The organism is Escherichia ruysiae (genome assembly GCF_031323975.1).
Classification (GTDB): Bacteria; Pseudomonadota; Gammaproteobacteria; order Enterobacterales; family Enterobacteriaceae; genus Escherichia; species Escherichia ruysiae.
The window spans coordinates 1,521,524-1,547,072 of sequence record NZ_JAVIWS010000001.1; the positions used below are offsets into that span (position 1 = coordinate 1,521,524).

Genomic DNA, 25,549 nt, shown 5'->3' on the forward strand with positions numbered 1-25,549 from the left:
AGTCATACAAAAGAAAAAGGCCAGCCTCACTTGAGACTGGCCTTTCTGACAGATGCTTGCTTATTCGCGGAACAGCGCCTCGATATTCAGCCCCTGAGTCTGCAAAATCTCACGCAGACGGCGCAGGCCTTCAACCTGAATCTGGCGAACACGTTCACGAGTGAGGCCAATTTCACGACCTACATCTTCCAGTGTTGCCGCTTCGTACCCCAGCAAACCGAATCGACGTGCCAGCACTTCACGCTGCTTGGCGTTCAGCTCGAACAGCCATTTGACGATGCTTTGTTTCATATCGTCATCTTGCGTGGTGTCTTCCGGACCGTTCTCTTTTTCATCGGCCAGAATGTCCAGCAACGCTTTTTCGGAATCACCGCCCAGAGGGGTGTCTACCGAGGTAATGCGCTCGTTAAGACGAAGCATACGGCTGACGTCATCAACTGGCTTATCCAGTTGCTCTGCGATCTCTTCCGCACTCGGTTCGTGATCCAGTTTATGGGACAACTCACGTGCGGTTCGCAGGTAAACGTTCAGCTCCTTTACGATGTGAATCGGCAAACGAATAGTACGGGTTTGGTTCATAATCGCCCGTTCGATCGTCTGGCGAATCCACCAGGTTGCGTATGTTGAGAAGCGGAAACCACGTTCCGGGTCAAACTTCTCAACCGCGCGGATAAGCCCCAGGTTGCCCTCTTCGATAAGATCCAGCAAAGCCAGACCACGATTGCCATAACGGCGGGCAATTTTTACCACCAGACGTAAGTTACTCTCAATCATCCGGCGGCGGGAGGCAACATCTCCACGCAGTGCGCGACGCGCAAAATAAACTTCTTCTTCGGCCGTTAACAGTGGCGAATAACCAATCTCACCAAGGTAAAGCTGAGTCGCGTCCAACACACGCTGTGTGGCACCCTGCGATAACAGTTCCTCTTCGGCCAAATCGTTATCACTGGGTTCCTCTTCTACTAAGGCCTTTTCGTCAAAAACCTCAACTCCGTTCTCATCAAATTCCGCATCTTCATTTAAATCATGAACTTTCAGCGTATTCTGACTCATAAGGTGGCTCCTACCCGTGATCCCTTGACGGAACGCTCAAGCAACAGCCTGGTTCCGCCGAATTATCGCTGCGGCAAATAACGCAGCGGGTTTACGGATTTCCCCTTGTAACGAATTTCAAAATGCAAGCGTGTTGAACTGGTTCCGGTGCTACCCATGGTTGCTATTTTTTGCCCCGCCTTCACTTCTTGTTGTTCCCGGACCAGCATTGTGTCGTTATGGGCGTAGGCACTCAGGTAATCATCATTATGTTTGATGATAATCAGATTACCGTAACCGCGCAGCGCATTACCGGCATAAACAACGCGGCCATCTGCGGTCGCGGTAATTGCCTGTCCTTTGCTACCTGCGATATCAATCCCCTTATTGCCCCCCTCAGAAGCGCCAAAGGTTTCAATCACTTTGCCCTCAGTTGGCCAGCGCCAGGTGGAGATAGGCGTGCTGGTTGATGTACTGCTGACAGTCGGCTCGGTTGTGCTTGCTGTTGGCACCGTTACAGGCGCTGTGACCGTGGTCGCAGTTGGCTTGTTGTTCGGCAACATTTTGTTAGCACTCTGTTCACCCGAAGACTCAGAATACGTAATTGTCGGTTGCGACGCAACAGCAACGGTGGAATTTTGTGCAGGCTTGATCACAACTCCTTGCTCTGCTGCATCCGCCTGGGTAATGGCATTTCCGCCAGTAATCGGCGTACCGGAGGCGTTGCCAACCTGCAAGGTCTGACCGACGTTCAACGCGTATGGTGCCTGAATATTATTGCGCTGAGCGAGGTCACGGAAATCGTTGCCGGTGATCCAGGCGATATAGAAAAGTGTGTCGCCTTTTTTCACGGTATAGGTACTGCCGCTATAACTGCCTTTCGGAATATTCCCGTACTGACGGTTGTAGACGATACGCCCATTTTCCATTTGCACCGGTTGCTGAGCGACAGGCTGTACCGGTTGGATTTGTGGTTGTTGTGTAGACTGAATTTGTGGCTGCTGTACCGGCTGAATTTGCGGTTGCTGCGCTGTAGATGTCGTTCCCATTTTCGGCGGTGGCGTAATCAACATACCTGAATTGGTATTTGCAGGCGCATTACCATTAACGGAACTGACCGGTGCCGGTGGATTCGATGTGTCAGAACAGCCAGCCAGCCATAGCGAAACCAGTGACAAAGCCGCAATACGGCGAACGGTGAATTTTGGGCTTCCCGCGCTCATTTATCCCCCAGGAAAAAATTGATTAATAACCAGTGACATAATTACCGTGCAAGGCACCCTACTGAACACTGGAAAAGATGTTCACGATACGCTGACTTGCTGCAAAATAACCAGGAAAATTCCAGGTATTTCCTCGCAATTCAAGCCAGCTCCCCCTTCACTAAGGGGACAAAGCGCACGGCCTCTACGGTATCGATAATAAATTCGCCCCCACGACGACGCACCCGTTTCAAATACTGGTGCTCTTCCCCGACCGGCAAGACGAGAATCCCGCCTTCATCCAGTTGCGTCATTAGCGCAGTAGGAATTTCGGGCGGTGCCGCCGTTACAATGATAGCGTCAAACGGCGCACGTGCTTGCCAACCTTGCCATCCATCGCCGTGACGGGTTGAAACATTATGTAAATCAAGATTTTTCAGGCGACGACGCGCCTGCCACTGCAAGCCTTTAATCCGTTCGACCGAACATACATGCTGGACAAGATGCGCCAGGATTGCCGTTTGATATCCCGAACCAGTGCCGATTTCCAGCACCCGCGACTGCGGCGTCAGTTCAAGTAATTCGGTCATTCGCGCCACCATATATGGCTGCGAAATTGTCTGCCCCTGACCTATCGGCAACGCGATATTATCCCAGGCCTTTTGTTCAAACGCTTCATCAATGAATTTTTCACGCGGCACGGCGGCGAGTGCATTCAGCACCTGCTCATCCTGAATACCTTGCGCACGTAATTGATCCAGAAGTGCTTGTACGCGTCTGCTTACCATTGCGTGCCAACTCCCACGCTGTTTAACCAGTCTGAAACCACATCTTGCGCGCTATGCGCAGTTAAATCCACATGCAGCGGCGTGATGGAGACATAGCCCTCATCTACCGCAGCAAAATCGGTCCCCGGACCGGCATCACATTTACCGCCCGGTGGGCCAATCCAGTACAGCGTATTGCCGCGCGGATCTTGCTGCGGGATCACCTGATCTGCCGGATGTCGTGTACCGCAGCGAGTGACACGGATACCTTTAATCTGCTCCAGTGGTAAATCCGGTACGTTAATATTGAGAATACGCCCGGTACGCAGCGGCTCTTTACACAGTGCGCGCAAAATGGAACACGTTACCGCCGCAGCAGTGTCATAATGTTTATGTCCATCAAGCGAGACAGCCAGCGCCGGAAAACCTAAATGACGACCTTCCATCGCGGCGGCTACCGTACCGGAATAGATAACATCATCCCCCAGATTGGGGCCGGCGTTAATGCCCGAAACCACAATATCCGGACGTGGACGCATTAGTGCGTTCACGCCAAGATAGACGCAGTCTGTCGGGGTTCCCATTTGCACAGCGATATCACCATTTTCAAAGGTAAACGTTCGCAGGGAGGATTCCAGCGTCAGGGAATTTGAAGCGCCGCTGCGGTTACGATCGGGGGCAACCACCTGAACATCAGCAAACTCACGCAAGGCTTTCGCCAGCGTTTGTATACCGGGTGCATGTACCCCGTCATCATTACTCAGCAATATGCGCATAATCACCTGTTGTGTTGATAAGTTCCCTGACAACGCTGGTCGCAAAACTTCCCGCCGGAAGCCAGAAACGGATTTCTACGGTGACGTCATCCCACCAGTTCCAGCTTAATTGTTGTGGATATAACAGCATCGCTCTGCGCGCGGCTTCAACTTTTTCGCGCAGCAGCAAAGCTTGTAATTCAGTTTCTTCGGCTATCGCCGCTTGTTCGAATGCCAGAGCCTCACGTTGGGTTCCCCACTCGCCGCTACCGGGCAAAGCTGCGGTAATCATCAGCTCTTTATCGTTGACGCGACGCTGTAATTCCGCCAGTTCTTCGTGAGTTGCAACAAACCAACTGCCGCGCCCGGCTAATTGTAGCGCATCGCCGTCAACAACTTGATTAACTTCTGCTTTTTTGAGGCGCTCAGCAACAATCTGATTAAACAACGCACTACGTGCTGCCGACAACCAAAAACTGCGTTTATTGCGATCGCGTACCGGAGTATTGGTTTGCGCCCAGCGCAGCGCGCCCTGCAAGTTACTACCGCCAATACCGAAACGCTGCGCGCCAAAGTAGTTCGGTACACCTTTTACGCAAATATCGATCAGACGTTGTTCAACGTCATCGCGATTGCTCACTTCGCGTAGTACCAGGGTAAAGGCGTTGCCTTTCAGTGCCCCTAAACGCAGTTTACGCTTGTGGCGCGCATACTCCAGCACCTGACAACCTTCCAGTTGAAACGCGCTCAGATCGGGCATCTCTTTGCCCGGAACGCGAGCGCATAACCACTGTTCCGTCACTGCATGTTTGTCTTTCTGCCCGGCGAAGCTGACTTCACGCGCATGAATTTTCAGGAATTTCGCCAGCGCGTCAGCCACAAAACGGGTATTGCAGCCGTTTTTAAGAATGCGCACCAGAATATGCTCACCTTCACCATCAGGCTCAAAGCCTAAATCTTCCACCACCACAAAATCTTCCGGGTTGGCTTTCAGCAGCCCGGTGCCTTGCGGTTTACCGTGGAGGTAAGTGAGATTATCAAACTCAATCATTTTGTTGCCTTAATGAGTAGCGCCACCGCTTCACAGGCAATCCCTTCCCCACGGCCGGTAAATCCGAGTTTTTCCGTAGTAGTGGCTTTCACGTTAACATCATCCATATGGCAGCCGAGATCTTCGGCAATAAACACGCGCATTTGTGGAATGTGCGGCAGCATTTTCGGTGCCTGAGCGATGATAGTGACATCGACGTTGCCGAGGGTATACCCCTTCGCCTGAATGCGTCGCCAGGCTTCACGCAGTAGCTCGCGGCTGTCTGCTCCTTTAAATGCCGGATCGGTATCCGGAAACAGTTTGCCGATATCCCCCAGCGCCGCTGCACCAAGCAATGCATCGGTCAACGCATGGAGCGCCACGTCGCCATCAGAATGCGCCAGCAGCCCTTTTTCGTAAGGGATGCGCACACCACCAATGATAATTGGGCCTTCGCCGCCAAAGGCGTGTACGTCAAATCCGTGTCCAATTCGCATTATGTATTCTCCTGATGGATGGTTCGGGTGAGGTAAAATTCGGCAAGCGCCAAATCTTCCGGGCGCGTGACTTTAATGTTATCCGCACGGCCTTCGACCAGCTGCGGATGAAAACCGCAGTATTCCAGCGCCGAGGCTTCATCGGTAATGGTAGCGCCTTCATTTAATGCACGCGTCAGGCAGTCATATAACAGCTCACGAGGGAAAAATTGCGGCGTCAACGCGTGCCATAGGCCGTTGCGATCAACAGTATGAGCAATGGCATTTTTGCCCGGTTCGGCACGTTTCATGGTATCACGCACCGGCGCAGCGAGAATGCCCCCCGTGCGGCTGGTTTCGCTCAACGCCAACAGACGCGCAAGGTCATCCTGATGCAGGCAAGGGCGAGCGGCGTCATGCACCAACACCCACTGCGCGTCGCCAGCGGCTTTCAGACCTGCCAGCACGGAATTAGCACGCTCTTCACCACCGTCAACAACGGTGATCTGCGGATGATTTGCCAGAGGAAGTTGTGCAAAACGACTATCGCCAGGGCTTATAGCAATGACGACACGCGACACCCGGGGATGCGCCAGCAGCGCATGTACCGAGTGTTCAAGAATGGTTTGATTACCGATTGAGAGATATTGCTTAGGACATTCCGTTTGCATTCGGCGGCCAAATCCGGCCGCCGGAACCACGGCGCAAACATCCAAATGAGTGGTTGCCATGTTAATTCCTGGGCTGATTTATCGATTGTTTTGCCCCGCAGACTGTGCGCGTTTCGACGCGTCAGGCACCAGACGATAGAAAGTTTCGCCCGGCCTGGTCATGCTGAGTTCATTACGCGCTCGTTCTTCGAGCGCCTCCTGACCGCCATTGAGATCGTCAATTTCGGCAAAAAGCTGATCGTTTCGCGCTTTAAGTTTCGCGTTTGTAGCTTGCTGTGCCGCCACATCATTATTGACGCGGGTATAGTCATGTATACCGTTCTTACCGAACCACAGCGAATACTGTAGCCAGACCAGAATAGCCAGCAACAGCAGCGTTAGTTTACCCATCCTGCCCCCTGAAAAACGGCATCTTCATCCCATACATCCGAAGACGACTCTACATCCTCTGTTGGGGATACCGCGACAACGCGGGCAAATGTACCACATTTGTCCATTGTTACGTATACCCAGGGCGTGCGGAACATAATCTCATTATTGGTTACGGTTTGAATTATGAACAGAGTAGACGGGAAAGAACAAATTAGCCCAACAACCACATAAACAGTGCACCAAACATAATACCTACAGTCACCAGGGTAAAAACAATACTGTAGCGTAGCTTTCCGTCCATCAATGAATGCAGCGCAATACCCACCACCACCGCGACGGGCATCAGCGCCAGAAAGAAAGGCCAGGTATAGATAAAAAAGAACAGCGTGTTAGAGCCATAAATCAACATCGGTATCGCCAGCGCACACAGCCAGGAGACAAAACCGACCACGGCGCCTGGCAGCGACCATGTGGTTTCTTCATCCTCAGTAAGGCTTTCGCTATTTGTTAGTGTAATGTTATGGCTATTACGCATATCTGATCCTGTTACTTTGACGAACCGGGCATGGAAACCCGGTGGTGTCTCAGGATCTGATAATATCGTTCTGTCTCAGTAGATCTAATAATTGCTGAACCAAATTTGTTACTAATTGTTCACCATTGAGATGAATTTCTGCCGATTCAGGCGCTTCGTAAACCGAATCAATTCCGGTAAAGTTGCGCAGCTCACCGGCACGCGCTTTCTTATATAAGCCTTTTGGATCGCGAGCTTCGCAAATCGCCAGCGGCGTATCGACAAACACTTCGATAAATCGCCCTTCTCCTACACGTTCACGAACCATCTGGCGTTCGGCGCGGTGTGGTGAAATAAACGCAGTCAACACCACCAGTCCGGCTTCAACCATTAAATTCGCCACTTCACCGACGCGGCGGATATTTTCTTTACGATCGGCATCGCTAAAACCGAGATCGCTGCATAAACCGTGGCGAACGTTGTCGCCGTCCAGCAAATACGTACTGACACCAAGTTTATGTAACGCCTCCTCCAGTGCCCCCGCGACCGTTGATTTACCGGAACCAGAGAGACCGGTGAACCACAGCACAACACCACGATGACCGTGGTGTTGCTCGCGTTGTTGCACAGTGACCGGATGGCTATGCCAGACGACGTTTTCGTCATGCAGCGCCATTATTTATCTCCCAGCAAATCGCGCGCGCCCCAGTGAGGGAAATAGCGGCGCACTAACGCATTCAGTTCCAGCTCGAACGCGCTAAATTCCGACGGCGCAACGGCGGCCTCGTTTTTCGGCTCATGCACCATACCGGCACCAACAGTCACGTTGCTCAGGCGATCGATAAAAATCAGCCCACCGGTAACAGGGTTTTGCTGATAGCGATCTAACACCAACGGCTCGTCAAAGGTGAGATCAACCTGACCAATGCCATTGAGCGGTAAATTTTCAACTTCATGTTGGTTAAGGTTATTAATATCAACCTGATAGCGAATGCCATCAACACGAGCACGCGTCTTCTTACCGGCAATTTTGATGTCGTAACTCTGCCCTGGGGAAAGCGGCTGTTCCGCCATCCATACCACATCCACCGACGCGCTCTGCACTGCCGGTAATGCTTCGTCTGCCGCCAGCAGCAGATCGCCACGGCTGATGTCGATCTCATCCGTCAGCACCAGAGTGATCGCCTCTCCGGCAAAGGCTTCTTCGCGATCGCCATCAAAAGTGACGATCCGCGCAATGTTTGACTCCACTCCCGAAGGCAACACTTTGACTCGTTGCCCGACTTCCACACGACCGGATGCCAGCGTTCCGGCGTAGCCACGAAAATCAAGATTCGGGCGGTTAACGTACTGCACCGGGAAGCGCATTGGCTGGGCATCCACCACTCGCTGGATCTCTACGGTTTCGAGCATTTCGAGCAATGTCGAACCGCTGTACCACGGCATACTTTCACTTTGCGAAGCCACGTTATCGCCTTCCAGCGCGGAGAGTGGCACAAAGCGGATATCCAGATTGCCCGGTAATTGTTCCGCAAAAGTCAGGTAGTCTTCACGAATGCGGGTGAACGTCTCTTCGCTGTAATCCACCAGATCCATTTTGTTGATCGCCACGACCAGATGTTTGATCCCCAACAGCGTGGAGATAAAACTGTGGCGACGGGTTTGATCGAGCACGCCTTTTCGGGCGTCGATCAGCAAGATCGCCAGCTCACATGTCGATGCGCCGGTCGCCATATTGCGGGTGTACTGCTCGTGCCCTGGGGTGTCGGCGATAATAAATTTACGCTTCTCGGTGGAGAAATAGCGATATGCCACATCGATAGTGATGCCCTGTTCGCGCTCGGCTTGCAGACCATCCACCAGCAATGCCAGATCCAGTTTTTCGCCCTGAGTGCCGTGACGTTTACTGTCGTTATGCAGTGATGAGAGCTGATCTTCGTAGATTTGGCGGGTATCGTGCAGCAAACGACCAATCAGGGTACTTTTGCCGTCATCAACGCTGCCACAGGTCAGAAAACGCAGCAGGCTTTTATGTTGTTGCGCGATCATCCAGGCTTCGACGCCGCCTTCATTGGCGATTTGTTGTGCAAGTGCGGTGTTCATCTTAAAAATACCCCTGACGTTTTTTCAGCTCCATAGATCCCGCCTGGTCGCGGTCAATCACGCGGCCCTGACGCTCACTGGTGGTGGAAACCAGCATTTCTTCGATGATCTCCGGCAGTGTTTGCGCATTTGACTCCACCGCACCGGTCAGCGGCCAGCAGCCCAGCGTGCGGAAACGCACCATCCGTTTTTTAATCACTTCGCCGGGTTGCAGGTCGATACGGTTGTCATCAATCATCATCAACATACCGTCACGTTCCAGAACCGGACGCTCAGCAGCGAGATACAGCGGAACAATGTCGATATTTTCCAGCCAGATGTATTGCCAGATATCCTGCTCAGTCCAGTTAGAGAGCGGAAAGACGCGGATACTTTCACCTTTGTTAATTTGTCCGTTGTAGTTATGCCACAGCTCCGGACGCTGATTTTTCGGATCCCAGCGATGAAAGCGGTCACGGAAAGAGTAGATACGCTCTTTAGCACGGGATTTTTCTTCGTCACGGCGTGCACCACCAAAGGCGGCATCAAAACCGTATTTGTTCAGCGCCTGTTTCAGGCCTTCAGTTTTCATGATGTCGGTATGTTTGGCGCTGCCGTGCACGAATGGATTAATCCCCATCGCCACGCCTTCTGGATTTTTATGTACCAACAGTTCGCAGCCATAGGCTTTAGCTGTGCGATCGCGGAACTCATACATCTCGCGGAATTTCCAGCCAGTATCAACATGCAGCAATGGGAAAGGCAGCGTACCTGGATAAAACGCCTTGCGCGCCAGATGCAGCATGACGCTGGAATCTTTACCGATAGAGTAGAGCATCACCGGATTTGAAAATTCTGCCGCCACCTCGCGAATAATGTGGATACTTTCCGCCTCCAGTTGCCGCAGGTGAGTAAGTCGTTTTTGATCCATAACCGTTCCTTTGCAATACCGCTATTTTCTTGCCATCAGATGTTTCGACTATAGGGAGCGTAAGAGAACGAATGAAATTACCAATTAGAATGAGTAGTTCCTTAACGGAATAACGATTTGGCAAAGCTAATATCAAAAAGTGCTTAAGGCTCCGGATTTCGGGCATTTAGGAAGATTTGAAATTGTTTTAGCGCAGCGGCAGTTTCATACTATGGCGGTAAAAAAATTTGCATGGTATTTAAGGACTCACTATGTTTTCCGCATTGCGCCACCGTACCGCTGCCCTGGCGCTCGGCGTATGCTTTATTCTCCCCGTACACGCCTCGTCACCTAAACCTGGCGATTTTGCTAATACCCAGGCACGACATATTGCCACTTTCTTTCCGGGACGCATGACCGGAACCCCCGCAGAAATGTTATCTGCCGATTATATTCAGCAACAGTTTCAGCAAATGGGTTATCGCAGTGATATTCGGACATTTAATAGCCGATATATTTATACCGCCCGCGATAATCGCAAAAACTGGCATAACGTGACGGGAAGTACGGTGATTGCCGCTCATGAAGGCAAAGCGCCGCAGCAGATCATTATTATGGCGCATCTGGATACCTACGCCCCGCAGAGCGATGCTGACGCCGATGCCAATCTCGGCGGGCTGACGTTACAAGGAATGGATGATAACGCCGCAGGTTTAGGTGTCATGCTGGAACTGGCAGAACGCCTGAAAAATACGCCTACCGAGTATGGTATTCGATTTGTGGCGACCAGTGGCGAAGAGGAAGGGAAATTAGGCGCTGAGAATTTACTCAAGCGGATGAGTGACACCGAAAAGAAAAATACGCTGCTGGTGATTAATCTCGATAACTTAATTGTTGGCGATAAATTGTATTTCAACAGCGGTGTAAAAACCCCTGAAGCAGTAAGGAAATTAACGCGCGACAGGGCACTGGCAATTGCGCGTAGTCACGGAATTGCCGCAACGACCAATCCGGGTTTGAATAAAAATTATCCGAAAGGCACTGGGTGTTGTAATGACGCCGAGGTTTTCGACAAAGCCGGTATTGCCGTACTTTCGGTAGAAGCAACAAACTGGAATCTGGGAAATAAAGATGGTTATCAGCAACGCGCAAAAACAGCCGCATTCCCTGAGGGAACTAGCTGGCATGATGTAAGACTGGATAATCAACAGCATATTGATAAGGCACTTCCTGGAAGAATAGAACGCCGCTGCCGTGATGTAATGCGGATAATGCTACCGCTAGTGAAAGAGCTGGCGAAGGCGTCTTGATGAGTTTGAAAATAGAAGCTGAGTGTTCCCCGCTGACGCAGGGAACACTTGATTTTTTGCTGCGCCGCATCGCGTTTATCCGGTTTATCCCCGCTGACGCGGGGAACACAGTCCCTGCCCCGCCTGTTTATCCTCGATCGACGGTTTATCGCCGCTGACGCGTGGAACACGCGCCCGGTCGGTGAATCGCTGCATCGCTGCATCGCTGCATCGCGGTTCGGTTTATCCCCGCTGGCGCGGGGAACACAGCTTGAGCCCAGGCACACGTTTACCGGATTGCGGTTTATCCCCGCTGGCGCGGGGAACACTACGTGTTCCGGGATTTGTCACCGCCCATCACCGGTTTATCCCCGCTGGCGCGGGGAACACACCGGAGGACCGAACACTGTGGAAGATAAATACGGTTTATCCCCGCTGGCGCGGGGAACACCTTTTCCTCAAATCAACGGGTGAGGCTCTGTTCGGTTTATCCCCGCTGGCGCGGGGAACACTCGAACGTGTAGCAGAACTCCCCTGCGGATTGGCGGTTTATCCCCGCTGGCGCGGGGAACACCCGACGGCGCCGAACGTCTTATCACGGATGGCCGGTTTATCCCCGCTGGCGCGGGGAACACTCTAAGCATACATATCTGTTTTTAAACAAATTTATTCCGCATCAACAATCTACCAACTAAATTCAAACATTTCCTTATTTTTAAAGAACGTCTAACTTATTGATTATCAACAGGAAGAAAAGAAACCAAACGTAACCCATCCAAATCCACCGGAATACGTCTGTTTTCGCCCCAGGTCTGAAACTCAAAACCAGACTCAGTATTTGTCGCCCAGGCCATGACCACATTTCCACAACCTGCCAGTTGGGTAATTTGCTGCCAGATCATCTCCCGAATACGTTTGGATGTATCACCGACATAAACGCCAGCACGCACTTCAAGTAGCCAGATTGCGAGCCGTCCACGTAAGCGCGGCGGGACATTTTCTGTAACAACCACGACCATGCTCATCAGCCGCGTCCTCGATGACCGCTATCGCCCAACGTTTCAGGTTCGGGGATGGCTGGCGGTAACATATCCGGCGCAGGTTGTGGCGGTTCAATTTCACCTGCGGCAAGGACTTCCTCAATTAACGGAATTAATTTGCCCGTTAATTTACTGCTACGGAAAATATCACGGCAGGCCAGTCTCACTTCTTTATCAGGTTCTGCCGGGTGTCTTGCCGCTATTTCAAATGCCTTTGGCACAACCAAATCAAATTTAATGATATCGGCTATGTCATAAACAAATGAAAGCGGTTTTCCACTATGGATAAAACCAATAGCGGGCGCATATCCCGCAGCTAATACTGCCGCTTCAGAAATACCGTACAGACATGATGTGGCAGCACTGATGCAGCGATTCACAACATCGCCTTTTTCCCAGTCTTTAGGATCGTATTTGCGACCATTCCATTTCACACCATATTGTTTCGCCAGTAATGCATAGGTCTGGCGAACACGGGATCCCTCAATTCCCCGTAACTGCTCCACTGAACGGCGAGCTGGCGGTGGTTCACGAAAACGTAATTCATACATTTTGCGCACCACCTTCAACCGTAGCTCTTCCGTTAAAGCCAGCTTTGCCTGGTAGAGTAATTTATCTGCCCGCGCCCCACCGGGTTGTCCGGAGGAGTAAACGCGGACACCCGCTTCACCTACCCAGACCAGTAGTGTTCCCACCGTGGCGGCCAGATGTACCGCCGCGTGGGAAACTCTCGTTCCCGGTTCGAGCATAATGCAGGCGACCGATCCCACCGGAATATGTGTGCGGATCCCGGTTTTGTCGATCAGCACGAAAGCGCCATCCAGTACGTCGATCTGACCGTACTGGAGGAAGATCATGGAGGTGCGATCTTTTAATGGGATCGGGCTCAGAGGTACAAACGTCACGCCTCTGCTCCGGGCTTGATCAGCATCAGACCACAGCCGAACGCCCGGCTTTTGCCATACCCCAGGCTGAGACGTTGCAGAAACAACTCAGGGTCAGTGACTGTAAGCATCCCCGTATAATCCACGCTACTGAACTGGATCAGTTGCCGGGAGCTTTCCCGCCGGAGTTGCTGTTGTCGGTAGGCATCAACCGAGGTGTCCAGTAGTGTAAAACCACTTTTCTCTCCCTGTGCTGCCAGCCAGTCCAGCGCCGCCTGTTGTTGATGCAACCAGACATCACATCCTTCCGCCTGCCCCCTCACCTGCCGTTTCGCCTCCATCAGCAAATCGTGGCGCTTGCCCGCTTTACAGATTGTTGGATTCGCCCGCAGGTTGAAACAAAGTTGTTGTCCGGTACTCAGCTCCGGCGAAAATGGTCGGCATTCGATGGTGAACGTTTCACTTTCCGCCGGGCGTTCCTGCGACAGGACAAAAAAGCGAAACGCTCCCTGGAGTTCTTCCCGACGATAAAGAAATTGCCTTTCTTTGCCGCCAGGGAAGAGATCCCACAGCCACTGATGCATCACATATTCCCCGCGATCCACCAGATGCAGCAACTGCACTGGCGAAAGCTTGCCGGTATGTAAGGTTATTCTTGAGAGGTACATGGTTCCTCCTTGCTGAGCCACGGCCCCTGATTGATGGTGCGTTCCCCAAACAGCCACTGCTGACGATTTAAAGGAACATCCCGGCGGCGTAATATTTTGCTTGCGACCAAACCATCGTGCTCCCCTTCCCACCAACATTCATCCTGAAGTTTCGGGAGTGAGATTTTTAGTTCGTGGAAATGCTCCTGATACTGGTGATATGCGTTACGTAAGACATCAGACGCGTTACCTTCAAGCAGTAAAGGCGCAAGTGGTAATGCCAGCGGATGACTTTTTCGCCCAAGATAAAGCGGAAAAACCGGATGACGTAAACCGTTCTGCAACTGTTCGAGGCTGTAAGGCGCATCGGGGGTTTTTGCCACAGCCACCATCCACCAGGTATCAGTGTAGTAGTCGCGCCGGGAGATAATCGCGCTTAGCAGTTCAGGATTGCTCAGCTCTTCGCGACGGCTGAAATAACGCGTTTTACGCACCTCTTTTGGCATCTGGACCGTGTGATAATCCCGTGCCCAACGCGGGTTACAGCTGGCGCAAACTACCAGTGAATAGTGGCGATTAAATGCATTTAACCGTTCGGTATCATCACGCCGGATCCCTACTCCGGCAGCCAGTAGCCCCAGCAGCGCAGATCGCGAAGGTAGCTCATGGGTATGACGCACTTCTCCAGGAGCATCAACACCCCAGGACGCCATAGGCCCATGAAGCTGAAAAATCAGATATTGGCTCATAAGCCGCCCCTTACGCGCAGATAAAGTCCAGCACGTCCTTCATGCTTCCCTGTTTGTTCATCACGTCAAAACTTACGAAATCAGTCTTCTGTTCGTAAACCTTATTCATGTTTTCCCGAAGCGTTGTAATGCGCTGTACCGCCACGTCTAACTGACGGGTGCCATTAATGGGTTCATAGAAGGCCGCAGCCAGAGAACGCGGTTGATCGGTGCCTTTTTCCGCCAGCGCCCAGGAGGCATAGGCACGGCTGGCAAAGCTGTTTTGTTTACCGGTTGGGGAGACTTTAAGCGCGGCTTCCGTAAAAGCACGTATGGTCTGATTAGCTAACGCTTCGTCTCCGCCAAGGTTCTCTACCAGCAGATCTTTATCGATGCAGATATAGGTGTAGAACAGCGCAGAACCGAATCCGGTTTCTCCCAGATGCCCGGCACCGGCATCTTCAGAAGCCTGGCGTAAATCATCAACGGCGGTGAAAAAATCATCTTCGACAATCGTTTCACTGACACCAAATGCATGTGCTACCTGGCAGGCTGCTTCAACATTAAACTCGGGTTTATTCGCCAGCATACGACCAAACATGGCGATATCTACTGCCATACGGTCTTTGCGTAACAGAGTGAGATCTTCCTCTTTTGGCGCGCGCTTTTCTTCTGCCAGTTGATGGGCCAGCGCTTTTACGGCGTCAAATTCCGCCGGGCTGATGTGAACTAATTGTTCAGTTTCGGCGTTAGTGAGCGGATCTTTTGGTTTTTTGTCGTTTTTAGCTTTCCCAAGATAATCTGCAATTTTTGCTGCCCATTCGATGGCTTTTTTCTCTTCGATTCCCTTCTCAATCAGGATAGTTGCCGCCTCACGCGCGATACGCCCACTGCGAATACCAATATGACCCGCCAACGCCTGTTCAAAAAGTGCAGAAGTGCGCCACGCACGTTTCAGACTTTGCGAGGAAACGCGTAGACGCGTTGCGCCACCCAGCACTACGGTTTTCGGCGCACCGGTGTCATCACGGTTAAGGTTGGCAGCAGGGTAAGCGGTTAACAAATGAAGCTGAATAAATGTCGTCATGAGATAGTCCTTTATTAATTTTGTTCGTTATCGGCGTCGCCAGCCTGGTAATATTCCAGCGCCCAGCGGATACGGATAAATTCGGTTGGCCGCTGCTGGCGGCGGTGATGATTGAGCAGGTCGTCGCTCTCCTGACTCCAGCGGAAGACACCCTCTGCCAGAGAGTCAAGATTGACGGAACCGTTTAATAATCTGACTGCGCGGCGTAACTGGCGCAGTAACTCATCCGGTGTTTTTACTGCCGACAGGCGAGTAAAACGCCCCTTTGACATGACAGCCGCCAACTGCGCAGCAAAAGGCTGTCGTTCATCAATGGCTTTAACATTGGCGGCAACAGCGGCGACCAGCGCCAGTGCGGTAAAACGCCACTCTTGTGCTTCAATTTTCCACAAAGTGTGGGTCTGCATCAGCAGAGAACGAAACCCATCTGACAGACAAACATCATTAACCGTTGTGCTACGCCGCAGACTGGCACGATTGCCGCGTTTGGCCTGCAACTCTTCGTGCCATTTACGCAACGTGGCTTTGTGCTCCTCTTTTACAATATTCATTCAGCAGCCTCCTGCTTTTTCTCCCTGGCGGCCTTAGCATTTTGCTTCTCCGCCGATGTTGTAAAATATTTCTTGCGTGCGGTCATAACGCGTTTCAAATCGACGGCTTCATAAGGATTGGTAAAAACGCGATCGTCAAAATCCTGACGCGCGAATAACCAAATCTCCTTTTGCCATTTGCTGAGTAATTCATCTGGATCCTGACCTTCTTCAATGTTGCGCACTAACCTCAGGAAGCGATGCTGAGTTTTGTTCCAGAAGTCGATATCCACAAAACTAAAATCACCCCGAGCACCTTTCGGATCGGAGAACCATGCTTCTTTCAGTGCACTGCGTAACAGACTTAGAATCCGTGAAGCCGTTTGCGCAGCTAGCCGCAGCTTGGGTATCTGGCCTTCTTTTTTATTGAGCAGCAGCGGGAAATGGTGTTCGTACCAACAGCGGGCTTTCATGTTGTCGAAATCATAACCAAATCCCCATAAGCCCACTTTTGCCTGCTTCAGATTGCTTGCATTAAAGAGTTTCACCACCAGCGCCGGAAATTCTTTATTATTTTCTGACTTACCCGTTTCGATAAGGCCTAACCAGTCGCGCCAGATTAAACCGCCAGGTTGTGGTTTGACCGAGTAAAACTCGCCCCCCTCTTTAAGCGGTACACGATAGGGCGTTAAGGGGTGCTGCCACATGGCATAATTGGCACCATAATTTTTGGTCGTCATCAGGCTCAGAAGCGCGTCGTTCTGCTCACCGCAAATATCGCAGTTGCCGACTGTCGTGGTATTAAAATCAATACGAATACGTCGCGGCATTCCCCAGTACGCCTGGAGTTTATTGACCTGATCATCGGTTACTACAGCACCGGCCAGTTCGCTGGTACGCGTCGGGCCAAGCCATGGGAAAACCAGATCATCAAATTTTTTGGGTAGCGGTAAGTCGGCTTCATCCTGCGGCATCACGTTGAGCCACAGTTTGCGCCACAAGGGAGTTTGCTGATTGCCCTGATATTCCTGTAACTCAATCAGAGTGGTCATCGGCCCACCGCCGCGCAAACCGGTGCGATAGCCTTTGCCGCCAGACGGTGCATTTAACTGTAGGGAGAACAGAGCTAACACGGAACAATGTGGGCATACATGTTCAGTCACGCCACGCTTGATAAAGTGGTCTTTGTTAAACTTCGTTGTTTGAGCACCGGGAATCTCAGGCAGTAGCGAAGCGACCGGAACTTTATCACCCGTGAGCGCCTCAAAATCCTGCATAAATGAAGGGGATTCAGGGCCAAACTGGAAAGCGTGCTCTAATGACAGCAATGCTTCCCGTAGCTTTTCGACTTCCAGCCCGTCTTCCCAGATATCATCCCAACGACGATGATCTTTTGGCGCGAAACTGCTTTGTAGTAGCCCCAGTAAAAACTGCCACGCCGCACCTTGTAAATCTGCTCGCGGCGCGGCGATATCGACAACATGTTCATCAGCCAGATCGACTGGTGCCAGCTTGCCTGTCGTTCCGTCTTTATAACGAACGGGCAACCACGGGGTTGTCAGAAGTGAAAACGAGTTCATACGCATCCTCTCGTAAAAAAGACCATCCCAGGTCGGTTGTCCATCATTCCATCCTTTTCGGTGTATCAACTATTCAAAGAGTCCTGTCGCAGACATCTCAAGCAACCTTGCCAATCAATCCCTCCGTAGCCGAATACCCGCAACTTTCGTCATCGGTGACTAAAATCACGTTTGCCATCTCCGGATCTTGCCGCTGTTCAATGCACCACTGCCTGAACGCTTCCCCTTCCAGTAAAGAAAACTCATCCCGATGTTTTTTCCACCAGCTTCGACGCACTCTGACAACACTCATTTCCCATGCGTGAGCACCGGTGGCATAAGGCTTCACCACACCGTCAATACAGGTAGTCAGCCACAGGGAAACAGACTCCTCAGCCAGACGTGTTGACAGTTTTTCCGGGAGGTAATCGTTGATATTAGCGGCATAGCCGGGCCTGAAGTTCAGCACAAACTTTTTAGCCATTGCGCGATCGCAGTAATATTTACCCACTTGCTCCTGCTCGCTGCGGGCAAACCCTTCCGGCATTACCACGTCCTCACCGTAGACGGATTCAATAAGAAGTCGGGCTGAGTGAGGCATCTGAATAGCGCCTTGCTCACGCAGCACGCGCTGTGTCAGCCAGATTCGTCCATGATCGGGATAGACATATGCACTGTTACGCATCGCACTGCCAAACCATTCGTCACCCGGAGAGTCGTCCCAGACGGGTGCCAGAATCAGCAATTCAGGAGGGGAACGTTCGTCTTTTCCGTCACGCTTTAACTGACCGTTAATATCACGAATATGCCGCTGTAATCGCCCAGCTCGCTGGATCAGCAAATCAATGGGGGCAAGGTCGGAAATCATTTCGTCCAGATCGCAATCGACGCTCTGCTCTAATACCTGAGTACAAATAAGGACTTTTCCGGCACGTTGTGAGCTGTCGTCTTTGCCAAAGCGCGACAGCGTCTCCGTTTCAATTCGCTGGCGATCGCTAAAAGCAAAGCGGCTATGAAAAAGTGAAAGGCTGGAAGCAGGAATGACGCTGCGAGCAATTAACTGACGATAAACCTGAATAGCGTCATCAACAGAATTCCGAATCCAGGCGATACATTTCCCCTGGCTTACCGCCGATTCGATACGCGCAATACACGCTTGTTCGCTATGGAGCCAACCCACGCTCACGCGACGCTCAACGTCTTTGCGCATCGCTACCCGGTGTGAATTCACATCCGATTTCGTGACATGCGTCAGCCAGGGGTAACTATCTTTTTCCAGCAACGGAGCTTCTTGCTGGCCCTCTGCGCCACGCGCAAAGGCGGCGACGAGTTTGTCGCGCTGTTGTTGAGATAGCGTGGCAGAAAGCAAAATAATGCTGTTTCCGCCACGCGCCTGCCGCTCGATCAGCCCTTCAAGAATGCACGACATGTAAGCGTCACAGGCGTGGATCTCATCAGCCAGCAGGATTTTGTTACTTAACCCAAGAAGCCGCAGATTATTATGTTTGAACGGCATCACCGCCATCATCGCCTGATCCAACGTGCCGACGCCAATTTCAGCCAGTAAAGCCTTCTTATTACTGTCGGCAAACCAGGCGGCACATCCCTGACTGAACGCTTGTTCATCCGGTTCCTCTGACCCGACTAAATCACCGGACCAGAGTGATTCATTAAAGCGGTCCATTAATGTGCGGGCACTGTGTGCCAGCACCAGGCTGGTGCGGGATTCTGGCGAATAGAAAGCAAGCCAGGTTTTGACCAGCCGATCGTACATGGCATTAGCCGTTGCCATTGTTGGCAGGCCAAAAAACAGCCCCTGAGCTTTACCCGCAGCCATCAATCTGTGCGCCAGGATAAGCGCCGCTTCTGTTTTGCCTGCGCCAGTCACATCCTCCAGAATAAATAACTGCGGTCCAGGCTGGCTGATATCCAGATCCAGCACCTTTTGCTGTAACGGTGTCGGGTGCTCAATAAAAGGAAATAGTGTTTTTATCCCGGTAAAAGGCGCGGTTTCAGATTGTGGCGGAAAGACGGTTAATGCGTTTTGAGCTTGATCCTGCGCCCGTTGCCAGTACTCCGCGACAGGCATTGCGTGTGCGACGCGTGGAAAAAACTGCGTTGACGATCCCGTCCAGTCTGCGAGTACGACGGTTGCAGAAATATACCAGGAAAGTCTTTTAAAAAGTTCAACACCCTCGTCATCACCCCAGAATGCGGGGATCTCAATGAGCGGAAACAATGATTTGATTGCAAGGAGAAAATCTCGCGCGGCAGCTTTGTCTTCAGGCAGAAAATTATCCAGTTCATCAATACGGTCTGGCGGTCGACCATGATGCCCTGTCGTCACGGGCATCCACATTTCTATCACTCCCCTAAGTTTGCGCGGAGAGAGCGAAGATGAAGGAAGTAACTCCTCACATTCACTTAAATAATAATTCCACAGCCAGTAACCCAGCGTTGAATGAGAGATCTTTTCGTAATTCTTTCTGGAACCTTCCGGAATCTTGAGTTCAGGGGGCGGGCAAAGTTGCTGAAAAGAGCGGGCAAATTTTCCAGTATCGTGCCAGCACAGCAACCAGGCGAAAAATTGTGCGGCCTGTTCCTTATCTAAAATACCTAATTGACGAAAATAGCCAGCCAGCCCGAAGCAATTTCTTTTAACCATTAAATAGCCCATCGCAGCTACATCCAGCGAATGCCAGCAAAGAAGGTGATAGTCGTCGCCCCCGTCTTTCTCGCCGTGTCGGGTTTTTCCCCAGAAATCAAAAAAAGTCACAATATTTTTATCCTTCAGTAAACTTAAAGGATATTTACGCATATATTAAAAATTATCTGTGATATATATCAGCCAATAAAACATTTATATTATGAATAAATTGATGATTTTCATTTGAAATTAATAATAAACAGAAACAATATATTCACATAAAAAATATAAATTTTAAAAAAGGGTGCAGGAGACCAAACCATCACAATTCAATACGCGGGGTTTTACCCCCGCGTGGTGGCTACTTCTTCGATTCGTAAGCGAGAACTGCCTTAAACTCCATACCACGTTCTCTGATACTCAACTCACACAACGAGTCGCCTACCATCAGCGTGAATCCCAATACTGTAAAACACAGCACTATGATTGCCACAAGGGCATATTTTGTCAGCATGTCTTGCCTCCCTGCAAAGAAGAGACTAACATCCGAATTGCTTAGGTTCGAACGCTGGCCTCAGGTTGATAGAAATATCGCCTGGGGCTTTTGTCCATCTGGAACCTCGCGAATGCTTAACGCCAGACAGCCTCAAGCACCCGACACCATTCTATACCTGTTGATTCTCCCTGCGACGTTCACGTTTAAATGCCGGAATGCTGCTCGCAAAATAAAAACGCCCCCATCATTTCTGACAGAGGCGTTTAATTTATCCGGATAACGTTTACCCTTCGTGTAATCCACATTCCCTTTTTAAGCCAAAGAAACGCGTTTCTTCTTCCGCCATGCCGGGTTCCCATTTACGGGTTGTATGAGTATCACCGACCGATAAATATCCTTCATCCCACAATGGGTGATATTTAAGACCGTGTTTTTGCAGGTACTGATAAATAGTTCGGTTATCCCAGTCGATAATCGGCAGGACTTTAAATACACCACGCTGGATAGCCAGCACTGGCAAATTAGCGCGACTGCCGGATTGTTCGCGGCGCAGGCCAGCAAACCAGGTTTGCGCGTTAAGTTCTTTCAGCGCCCGGTTCATGGGTTCGACTTTGTTGATCTCATTGTACTTTTCAATGCCTTCAACACCTTGCTCCCACAGTTTACCGTAGCGCGCTTCCTGCCAGGCGGCGCTTTCTTTTGCCCTGTAGACCTTCAGATTTAGTTTGAGTTTGTCCGTTAACTCGTCAATAAAGCGGTAGGTTTCCGGGAACAAATAACCGGTATCGGTGAGGATCACTGGAATATCCGGGTGAATCTGATTCACCAGATGCAGGCTCACCGCCGCCTGAATGCCAAAGCTGGAAGAAAGTACATATTCACCGGGCAGATTATCCAGCGCCCAGGCAACGCGGCTTTCAGCGTCCAGTTTTTCCAGTTGGGCATTAGTTTCCGCCAGCGCCAGAATGCGCTCTACCTTCGGTAGTTCGTTCAGGGCGTTTAGATCGAGTCTGGACATAGATACCTCACTGTTTGCCTTGCCTGATGCGACGCTCACACGTCTTATCAGGCCTACAATATCCCGCTGATGGTTAATCCCACAAATCGCGTGCCGGATCGAGCACCGGGCGAATGATGCCCGCACGCACCGTAAAGTCGCCGAAGCCTTCACCCGCTTCACGCTCTTTCGCCCAGCGCCCTATCAGTTCATCAAGCGACGCCAGGATTTCCGGCTCGGTGATGTTTTCTTTATACATCCGAGGGATACGTGTCCCAATGCGGTTGCCGCCAAGATGCAGGTTGTAGCGACCCGGCGCTTTACCCACCAGGCCCACTTCCGCCAGCATCGCGCGACCACAACCGTTCGGGCAGCCTGTTACACGCATCACGATATGCTCATCGCTGACACCATGTTTCGCCATTAAATTATCGATGTTGTCGATAAAAGACGGCAGGAAACGCTCCGCTTCCGCCATTGCCAGCGGGCAAGTCGGGAATGACACGCAGGCCATCGAGTTTTCACGCTGCGGCGTGACGACATTCATTAACCCGCTCTCTTTGGCGATCTTCTCGATCTTCGCTTTCTCGCTTTCCGGCACACCGGCGATGATCAGATTCTGGTTCGCCGTAATGCGGAAATCGCCTTTGTGGATCTTCGCGATCTCCAGCAGACCGGTTTTCAACGGACGCCCCGGATAATCAAGGATGCGACCATTTTCGATAAACAGCGTCAGGTGCCAGTTATCATCAATGCCTTTAACCCAGCCGATGCGATCGCCGCGTCCGGTGAACTCATACGGACGGATCGGTTCGAACTTGATCCCCGCGCGACGTTCCACTTCCGCTTTAAACGTCTCAACACCCACACGTTCCAGCGTGTATTTGGTTTTGGCATTTTTACGATCGGTTCGATTACCCCAGTCACGCTGAGTCGTCACGACGGCTTCCGCCACCGCCAGCGTATGCTCCAGCGGCAGATAACCAAACTCGCTCGCGGTGCGGGCGTAGGTTTTTTTGTTACCGTGTTCGATAGACAGCCCACCGCCCACCAGCAGATTGAAGCCTACCAGCTTGCCGTTCTCCGCTATTGCCACAAAGTTCATGTCATTGGCGTGCAGATCGATGTCGTTCTGCGGCGGGATCACTACCGTCGTTTTAAACTTACGCGGTAAATAGGTCTGACCGAGGATCGGTTCTTCATCAGTGGTAGCGACTTTCTCCTGATCGAGCCAGATCTCCGCATATGCACGAGTACGTGGCAGCAGGTGCTCAGAAATTTTCTTCGCCCATTCATACGCTTCCGCGTGCAGCTGCGATTCAAACGGGTTCGAGGTGCAAAGCACGTTACGGTTCATGTCGTTGGCGGTTGCCAGCGCATCAAGCCCGACCGAGTGCAGCATCTGGTGTGCCGGCTTGACGTTCTTTTTCAGAATGCCGTGGAACTGGAACGTCTGGCGGTTGGTCAGACGAATGCTGCCGTAAATCGTGTTGTCTTCAGCAAATTTATCAATCGCCTGCCATTGTCTGGTGGTGATCACTCCACCAGGCAGACGGCAGCGCAGCATCATCGCGTGACGTGGTTCCAGCTTCTGCTCGGCACGCTCAGCGCGGATATCGCGGTCATCCTGCTGATACATACCGTGGAAACGGATCAGCAGAAAGTTGTCGCCTTTAAAGCCGCCGGTCAGGCCGTCGTTTAAATCTTCAGCAATCGTGCCGCGCAGATAGTTGCTCTCAAGCTTCATGCGCTCCGCGTCTGCCAGTTTACCTTCGACCACTAAAGGCCCTGGATGTTTTTCGCTCATTAGTAGACATCTCGCTGATAACGGCGCTCAACGCGCAGCTCACTTAAAAATTCATCCGCCGCTTCGGTGTCCATGCCACCAAATTCGGCAATCACTTCCAGAAGTGCCTGTTCAACGTCTTTCGCCATGCGATTGGCGTCGCCGCAGACATAAATGTGGGCACCGTCATTGATCCAGCGCCACAGCTCTGCGCCCTGTTCGCGCAGTTTGTCTTGTACGTAAATTTTTTCTTTTTGATCGCGCGACCAGGCGAGATCGATACGCGTCAGCACGCCTTCTTTGACGTAACGCTGCCATTCCACCTGATAGAGGAAATCTTCCGTAAAGTGCGGATTACCAAAGAACAGCCAGTTTTTACCCGGCGCTTCGTCGGCGGCACGCTGCTGCATAAAGGCGCGGAACGGCGCGATGCCCGTACCGGGGCCAATCATAATCACCGGCGTTTCCGGATTAGCAGGCAAACGGAAGTTGTCGTTATGTTCGATAAACACCCGAACTTCGCCCTCTTCTTCCACGCGATCGGCGAGGAAGCTGGAGGCACCACCCGCACGGGCGCGACCTTCCACGTCATAACGCACAACGCCGACGGTGATGTGCACTTCGCTCTCGACTTCCGCCTGCGATGAGGCGATGGAATATAAGCGCGGCGTCAACGGGCGCAAAATACCGATGAATGCATCAGCGTCCAGTTGTGCCGGAGAGAAACGCAACATATCGACAATTGGCGTGGTTGCCGCGTAATGCTGCAACTTCGCTTTATCGCCCACCAGCGGCAGCAGCGTTTCACTGCGCGTTAAAGTGGCGTAGTTCTCAACAATATTCGCGGTGTTGACGGTCAGTTCAAAATGCCACTGTAAGGCTTCTGCCAGCGGTAGCGTTTTGCCATCAACAGTGACAGGCTCATCGCCTTTCAACCACAGCAGTTCAACAATCTCTTTTACCAGTGCCGGATCGTTCTGATACCAGACGCCCAGCGCGTCGCCCGGCTGATAGTGCAGGCCTGAATCACCTAAATCGATCTCGATATGGCGAACGTCTTTTTCAGAATTGCGTCCGGTAATTTTCTGGTTAACCGAAAGGCTCGCCACCAGCGGCGCCTCTTTGCTATACGGGCTGGTGTGAATTTCATTTACCGCGCCAGTAGCGACAGATTGCGAAGGTGCCGCAACAGGCGCGCGGGACTTCAGAACATCAACCACGCGGGCGCGCCATTCGCTGGCGGCTGCCTGATATTCAACGTCAGCATCAACACGGTCGAGCAGGCGCTCACCGCCCAGTTCCGCCAGCTTGCTGTCAAAATCTTTACCGGACTGGCAGAAAAACTCATAAGAGGTGTCACCAAGGCTAAACACGGCAAAAGCGGTATTTTCCAGTTTCGGCGCTTTTTTGGAGAACAGGAACTTATGCAGCGCGACGGCTTCTTCCGGCGGTTCCCCTTCCCCTTGTGTTGAAGTCACCACAATGAGCAGTTTTTCACTGGCGATTTGTTTGAATTTATAGTCGCCTGCGTTCACCAACTTAACGTTCAGTTTTGCCGCTAATAAGTCGTCACGTAACGCTTCAGCGACCCGGCGAGCATTACCCGTTTGCGAAGCGGAGATGATGGTGATACCCGGCATTTCTGCGCCAGGCGCAGGTGTAGCTGCAAGTGTACCTGGCTGCTGGTTAAGTATTCCCCAGAAATAGCCGGATACCCACGCAAGCTGGGTAGGTGTCAAATCAGTAGTGGCTGCCTGGAGGCGAGCCAGTTGCTCCGGGTTCAGCGGAAGCAAAGCGGAAGGTGGGGCCTGTGTCGTCATTCGTCGTTATGTTCCAGTAAGCAAAGCTGTTTCTGCGCCCTGTCTGCGCCCATAAAACAAAAGAGAAGGTAAGGTTAACGGGGCGAACGGTGTGGATTAAAGACGGGATAGCGATAACTAATAACCAAATCGACTAACCTGTTTTAGCAATAGTCTTTAACAACAAAATAGATTTATTAACCCAATGAAAATTAAATAAATATCGACCATCATTAAGATAATTAGGCT

The 25,549-nt window shown here is 51.6% G+C and carries 25 protein-coding genes and 1 CRISPR repeat array; of the genes, 1 reads left to right on the forward strand and 24 read right to left on the reverse strand.

Annotation, left to right across the window (positions count from 1 at the left end):
* Nucleotides 1-60: 60 nt before the first annotated feature.
* The 12 genes from rpoS to cysD form a co-directional block, all read right to left on the reverse strand.
* Nucleotides 61-1,053 carry an RNA polymerase sigma factor RpoS gene (gene rpoS / locus RGV86_RS07610; RefSeq protein WP_000081550.1) on the reverse strand — a complete coding sequence of 331 codons (993 nt, stop codon included), beginning with the start codon at nucleotides 1,051-1,053 and terminating at the stop codon, nucleotides 61-63.
* 62 nt (nucleotides 1,054-1,115) lie between these two features.
* The gene (gene nlpD / locus RGV86_RS07615; RefSeq protein ID WP_286136638.1) at nucleotides 1,116-2,204 is read right to left on the reverse strand and encodes a murein hydrolase activator NlpD; all 1,089 of its coding nucleotides are present in this window, start codon (nucleotides 2,202-2,204) and stop codon (nucleotides 1,116-1,118) included.
* A 191-nt stretch (nucleotides 2,205-2,395) separates the two neighbouring features.
* On the reverse strand, nucleotides 2,396-3,022 hold the full coding sequence (gene pcm / locus RGV86_RS07620; RefSeq protein ID WP_000254703.1) for a protein-L-isoaspartate O-methyltransferase: 627 nt from the start codon (nucleotides 3,020-3,022) through the stop codon (nucleotides 2,396-2,398).
* Nucleotides 3,016-3,777, reverse strand: coding sequence for a 5'/3'-nucleotidase SurE (surE, locus tag RGV86_RS07625; protein ID WP_032226071.1), 762 nt, complete (start codon nucleotides 3,775-3,777; stop codon nucleotides 3,016-3,018). The genes pcm and surE overlap by 7 nt, the downstream gene beginning before the upstream one ends.
* A complete protein-coding gene (truD, locus tag RGV86_RS07630) occupies nucleotides 3,758-4,807 on the reverse strand; it encodes a tRNA pseudouridine(13) synthase TruD (protein WP_085461082.1) in 1,050 nt (349 codons plus the stop codon). Before truD ends, surE begins: the two co-directional genes overlap by 20 nt.
* On the reverse strand, nucleotides 4,804-5,283 hold the full coding sequence (gene ispF / locus RGV86_RS07635; RefSeq protein WP_001219242.1) for a 2-C-methyl-D-erythritol 2,4-cyclodiphosphate synthase: 480 nt from the start codon (nucleotides 5,281-5,283) through the stop codon (nucleotides 4,804-4,806). The genes truD and ispF overlap by 4 nt, the downstream gene beginning before the upstream one ends.
* A complete protein-coding gene (gene ispD / locus RGV86_RS07640; protein ID WP_085461083.1) occupies nucleotides 5,283-5,993 on the reverse strand; it encodes a 2-C-methyl-D-erythritol 4-phosphate cytidylyltransferase in 711 nt (236 codons plus the stop codon). The genes ispF and ispD overlap by 1 nt, the downstream gene beginning before the upstream one ends.
* Before the next feature lie 18 nt (nucleotides 5,994-6,011).
* Nucleotides 6,012-6,323, reverse strand: a complete 312-nt coding sequence (gene ftsB / locus RGV86_RS07645; protein WP_000517479.1) for a cell division protein FtsB — start codon at nucleotides 6,321-6,323, stop codon at nucleotides 6,012-6,014.
* A gap of 193 nt (nucleotides 6,324-6,516) precedes the next feature.
* Nucleotides 6,517-6,840 carry a DUF3561 family protein gene (locus RGV86_RS07650; protein WP_001246115.1) on the reverse strand — a complete coding sequence of 108 codons (324 nt, stop codon included), beginning with the start codon at nucleotides 6,838-6,840 and terminating at the stop codon, nucleotides 6,517-6,519.
* A 49-nt stretch (nucleotides 6,841-6,889) separates the two neighbouring features.
* Nucleotides 6,890-7,495, reverse strand: coding sequence for an adenylyl-sulfate kinase (gene cysC / locus RGV86_RS07655; RefSeq protein WP_001173681.1), 606 nt, complete (start codon nucleotides 7,493-7,495; stop codon nucleotides 6,890-6,892).
* A complete protein-coding gene (gene cysN / locus RGV86_RS07660) occupies nucleotides 7,495-8,922 on the reverse strand; it encodes a sulfate adenylyltransferase subunit CysN (RefSeq protein WP_085461084.1) in 1,428 nt (475 codons plus the stop codon). The genes cysC and cysN overlap by 1 nt, the downstream gene beginning before the upstream one ends.
* Nucleotide 8,923: 1 nt before the next feature.
* Nucleotides 8,924-9,832: a sulfate adenylyltransferase subunit CysD gene (cysD, locus tag RGV86_RS07665; protein WP_000372392.1), complete on the reverse strand. Its 909-nt coding sequence runs from the start codon at nucleotides 9,830-9,832 to the stop codon at nucleotides 8,924-8,926.
* Between the two features lie 251 nt (nucleotides 9,833-10,083).
* Between cysD and iap the strand changes: the two genes are divergently transcribed.
* A complete protein-coding gene (gene iap / locus RGV86_RS07670; protein ID WP_085461085.1) occupies nucleotides 10,084-11,121 on the forward strand; it encodes an alkaline phosphatase isozyme conversion aminopeptidase in 1,038 nt (345 codons plus the stop codon).
* 80 nt (nucleotides 11,122-11,201) lie between these two features.
* Nucleotides 11,202-11,735: direct repeats of the CRISPR family, unit length 29 nt; unit sequence CGGTTTATCCCCGCTGGCGCGGGGAACAC.
* 96 nt (nucleotides 11,736-11,831) lie between these two features.
* On the opposite strand, the gene cas2e is transcribed toward iap, so the two are convergent.
* From cas2e to cysJ, 12 genes are all read right to left on the reverse strand, one after another.
* Complete coding sequence (gene cas2e, locus RGV86_RS07675) at nucleotides 11,832-12,125, reverse strand: type I-E CRISPR-associated endoribonuclease Cas2e (RefSeq protein WP_000063176.1); 294 nt, start codon at nucleotides 12,123-12,125, stop codon at nucleotides 11,832-11,834.
* On the reverse strand, nucleotides 12,125-13,045 hold the full coding sequence (gene cas1e, locus RGV86_RS07680) for a type I-E CRISPR-associated endonuclease Cas1e (protein ID WP_085461086.1): 921 nt from the start codon (nucleotides 13,043-13,045) through the stop codon (nucleotides 12,125-12,127). The genes cas2e and cas1e overlap by 1 nt, the downstream gene beginning before the upstream one ends.
* Nucleotides 13,042-13,692 (reverse strand): type I-E CRISPR-associated protein Cas6/Cse3/CasE, encoded by a 651-nt coding sequence (gene cas6e / locus RGV86_RS07685; protein WP_085461087.1) that lies wholly within the window; start codon nucleotides 13,690-13,692, stop codon nucleotides 13,042-13,044. The genes cas1e and cas6e overlap by 4 nt, the downstream gene beginning before the upstream one ends.
* On the reverse strand, nucleotides 13,674-14,420 hold the full coding sequence (gene cas5e, locus RGV86_RS07690) for a type I-E CRISPR-associated protein Cas5/CasD (RefSeq protein ID WP_085461088.1): 747 nt from the start codon (nucleotides 14,418-14,420) through the stop codon (nucleotides 13,674-13,676). The genes cas6e and cas5e overlap by 19 nt, the downstream gene beginning before the upstream one ends.
* A 10-nt stretch (nucleotides 14,421-14,430) precedes the next feature.
* Nucleotides 14,431-15,486, reverse strand: a complete 1,056-nt coding sequence (cas7e, locus tag RGV86_RS07695) for a type I-E CRISPR-associated protein Cas7/Cse4/CasC (RefSeq protein WP_085461089.1) — start codon at nucleotides 15,484-15,486, stop codon at nucleotides 14,431-14,433.
* Between the two features lie 14 nt (nucleotides 15,487-15,500).
* Nucleotides 15,501-16,037: a type I-E CRISPR-associated protein Cse2/CasB gene (gene casB / locus RGV86_RS07700; protein WP_085461090.1), complete on the reverse strand. Its 537-nt coding sequence runs from the start codon at nucleotides 16,035-16,037 to the stop codon at nucleotides 15,501-15,503.
* The gene (gene casA, locus RGV86_RS07705) at nucleotides 16,034-17,596 is read right to left on the reverse strand and encodes a type I-E CRISPR-associated protein Cse1/CasA (protein ID WP_137598313.1); all 1,563 of its coding nucleotides are present in this window, start codon (nucleotides 17,594-17,596) and stop codon (nucleotides 16,034-16,036) included. Before casA ends, casB begins: the two co-directional genes overlap by 4 nt.
* A gap of 97 nt (nucleotides 17,597-17,693) precedes the next feature.
* Nucleotides 17,694-20,393, reverse strand: a complete 2,700-nt coding sequence (locus RGV86_RS07710) for a CRISPR-associated helicase/endonuclease Cas3 (RefSeq protein ID WP_085461092.1) — start codon at nucleotides 20,391-20,393, stop codon at nucleotides 17,694-17,696.
* A gap of 190 nt (nucleotides 20,394-20,583) precedes the next feature.
* Entirely contained in the window at nucleotides 20,584-20,736 is a 153-nt protein-coding gene (locus tag RGV86_RS07715; protein WP_000956460.1) for a Hok/Gef family protein, read from the reverse strand.
* Between the two features lie 265 nt (nucleotides 20,737-21,001).
* Nucleotides 21,002-21,736: a phosphoadenosine phosphosulfate reductase gene (gene cysH, locus RGV86_RS07720; protein WP_085461093.1), complete on the reverse strand. Its 735-nt coding sequence runs from the start codon at nucleotides 21,734-21,736 to the stop codon at nucleotides 21,002-21,004.
* 73 nt (nucleotides 21,737-21,809) lie between these two features.
* Nucleotides 21,810-23,522, reverse strand: coding sequence for an assimilatory sulfite reductase (NADPH) hemoprotein subunit (cysI, locus tag RGV86_RS07725; RefSeq protein WP_001290645.1), 1,713 nt, complete (start codon nucleotides 23,520-23,522; stop codon nucleotides 21,810-21,812).
* Nucleotides 23,522-25,321, reverse strand: a complete 1,800-nt coding sequence (gene cysJ / locus RGV86_RS07730) for an NADPH-dependent assimilatory sulfite reductase flavoprotein subunit (protein ID WP_000211335.1) — start codon at nucleotides 25,319-25,321, stop codon at nucleotides 23,522-23,524. Before cysJ ends, cysI begins: the two co-directional genes overlap by 1 nt.
* Between the last annotated feature and the right edge of the window lie 228 nt (nucleotides 25,322-25,549).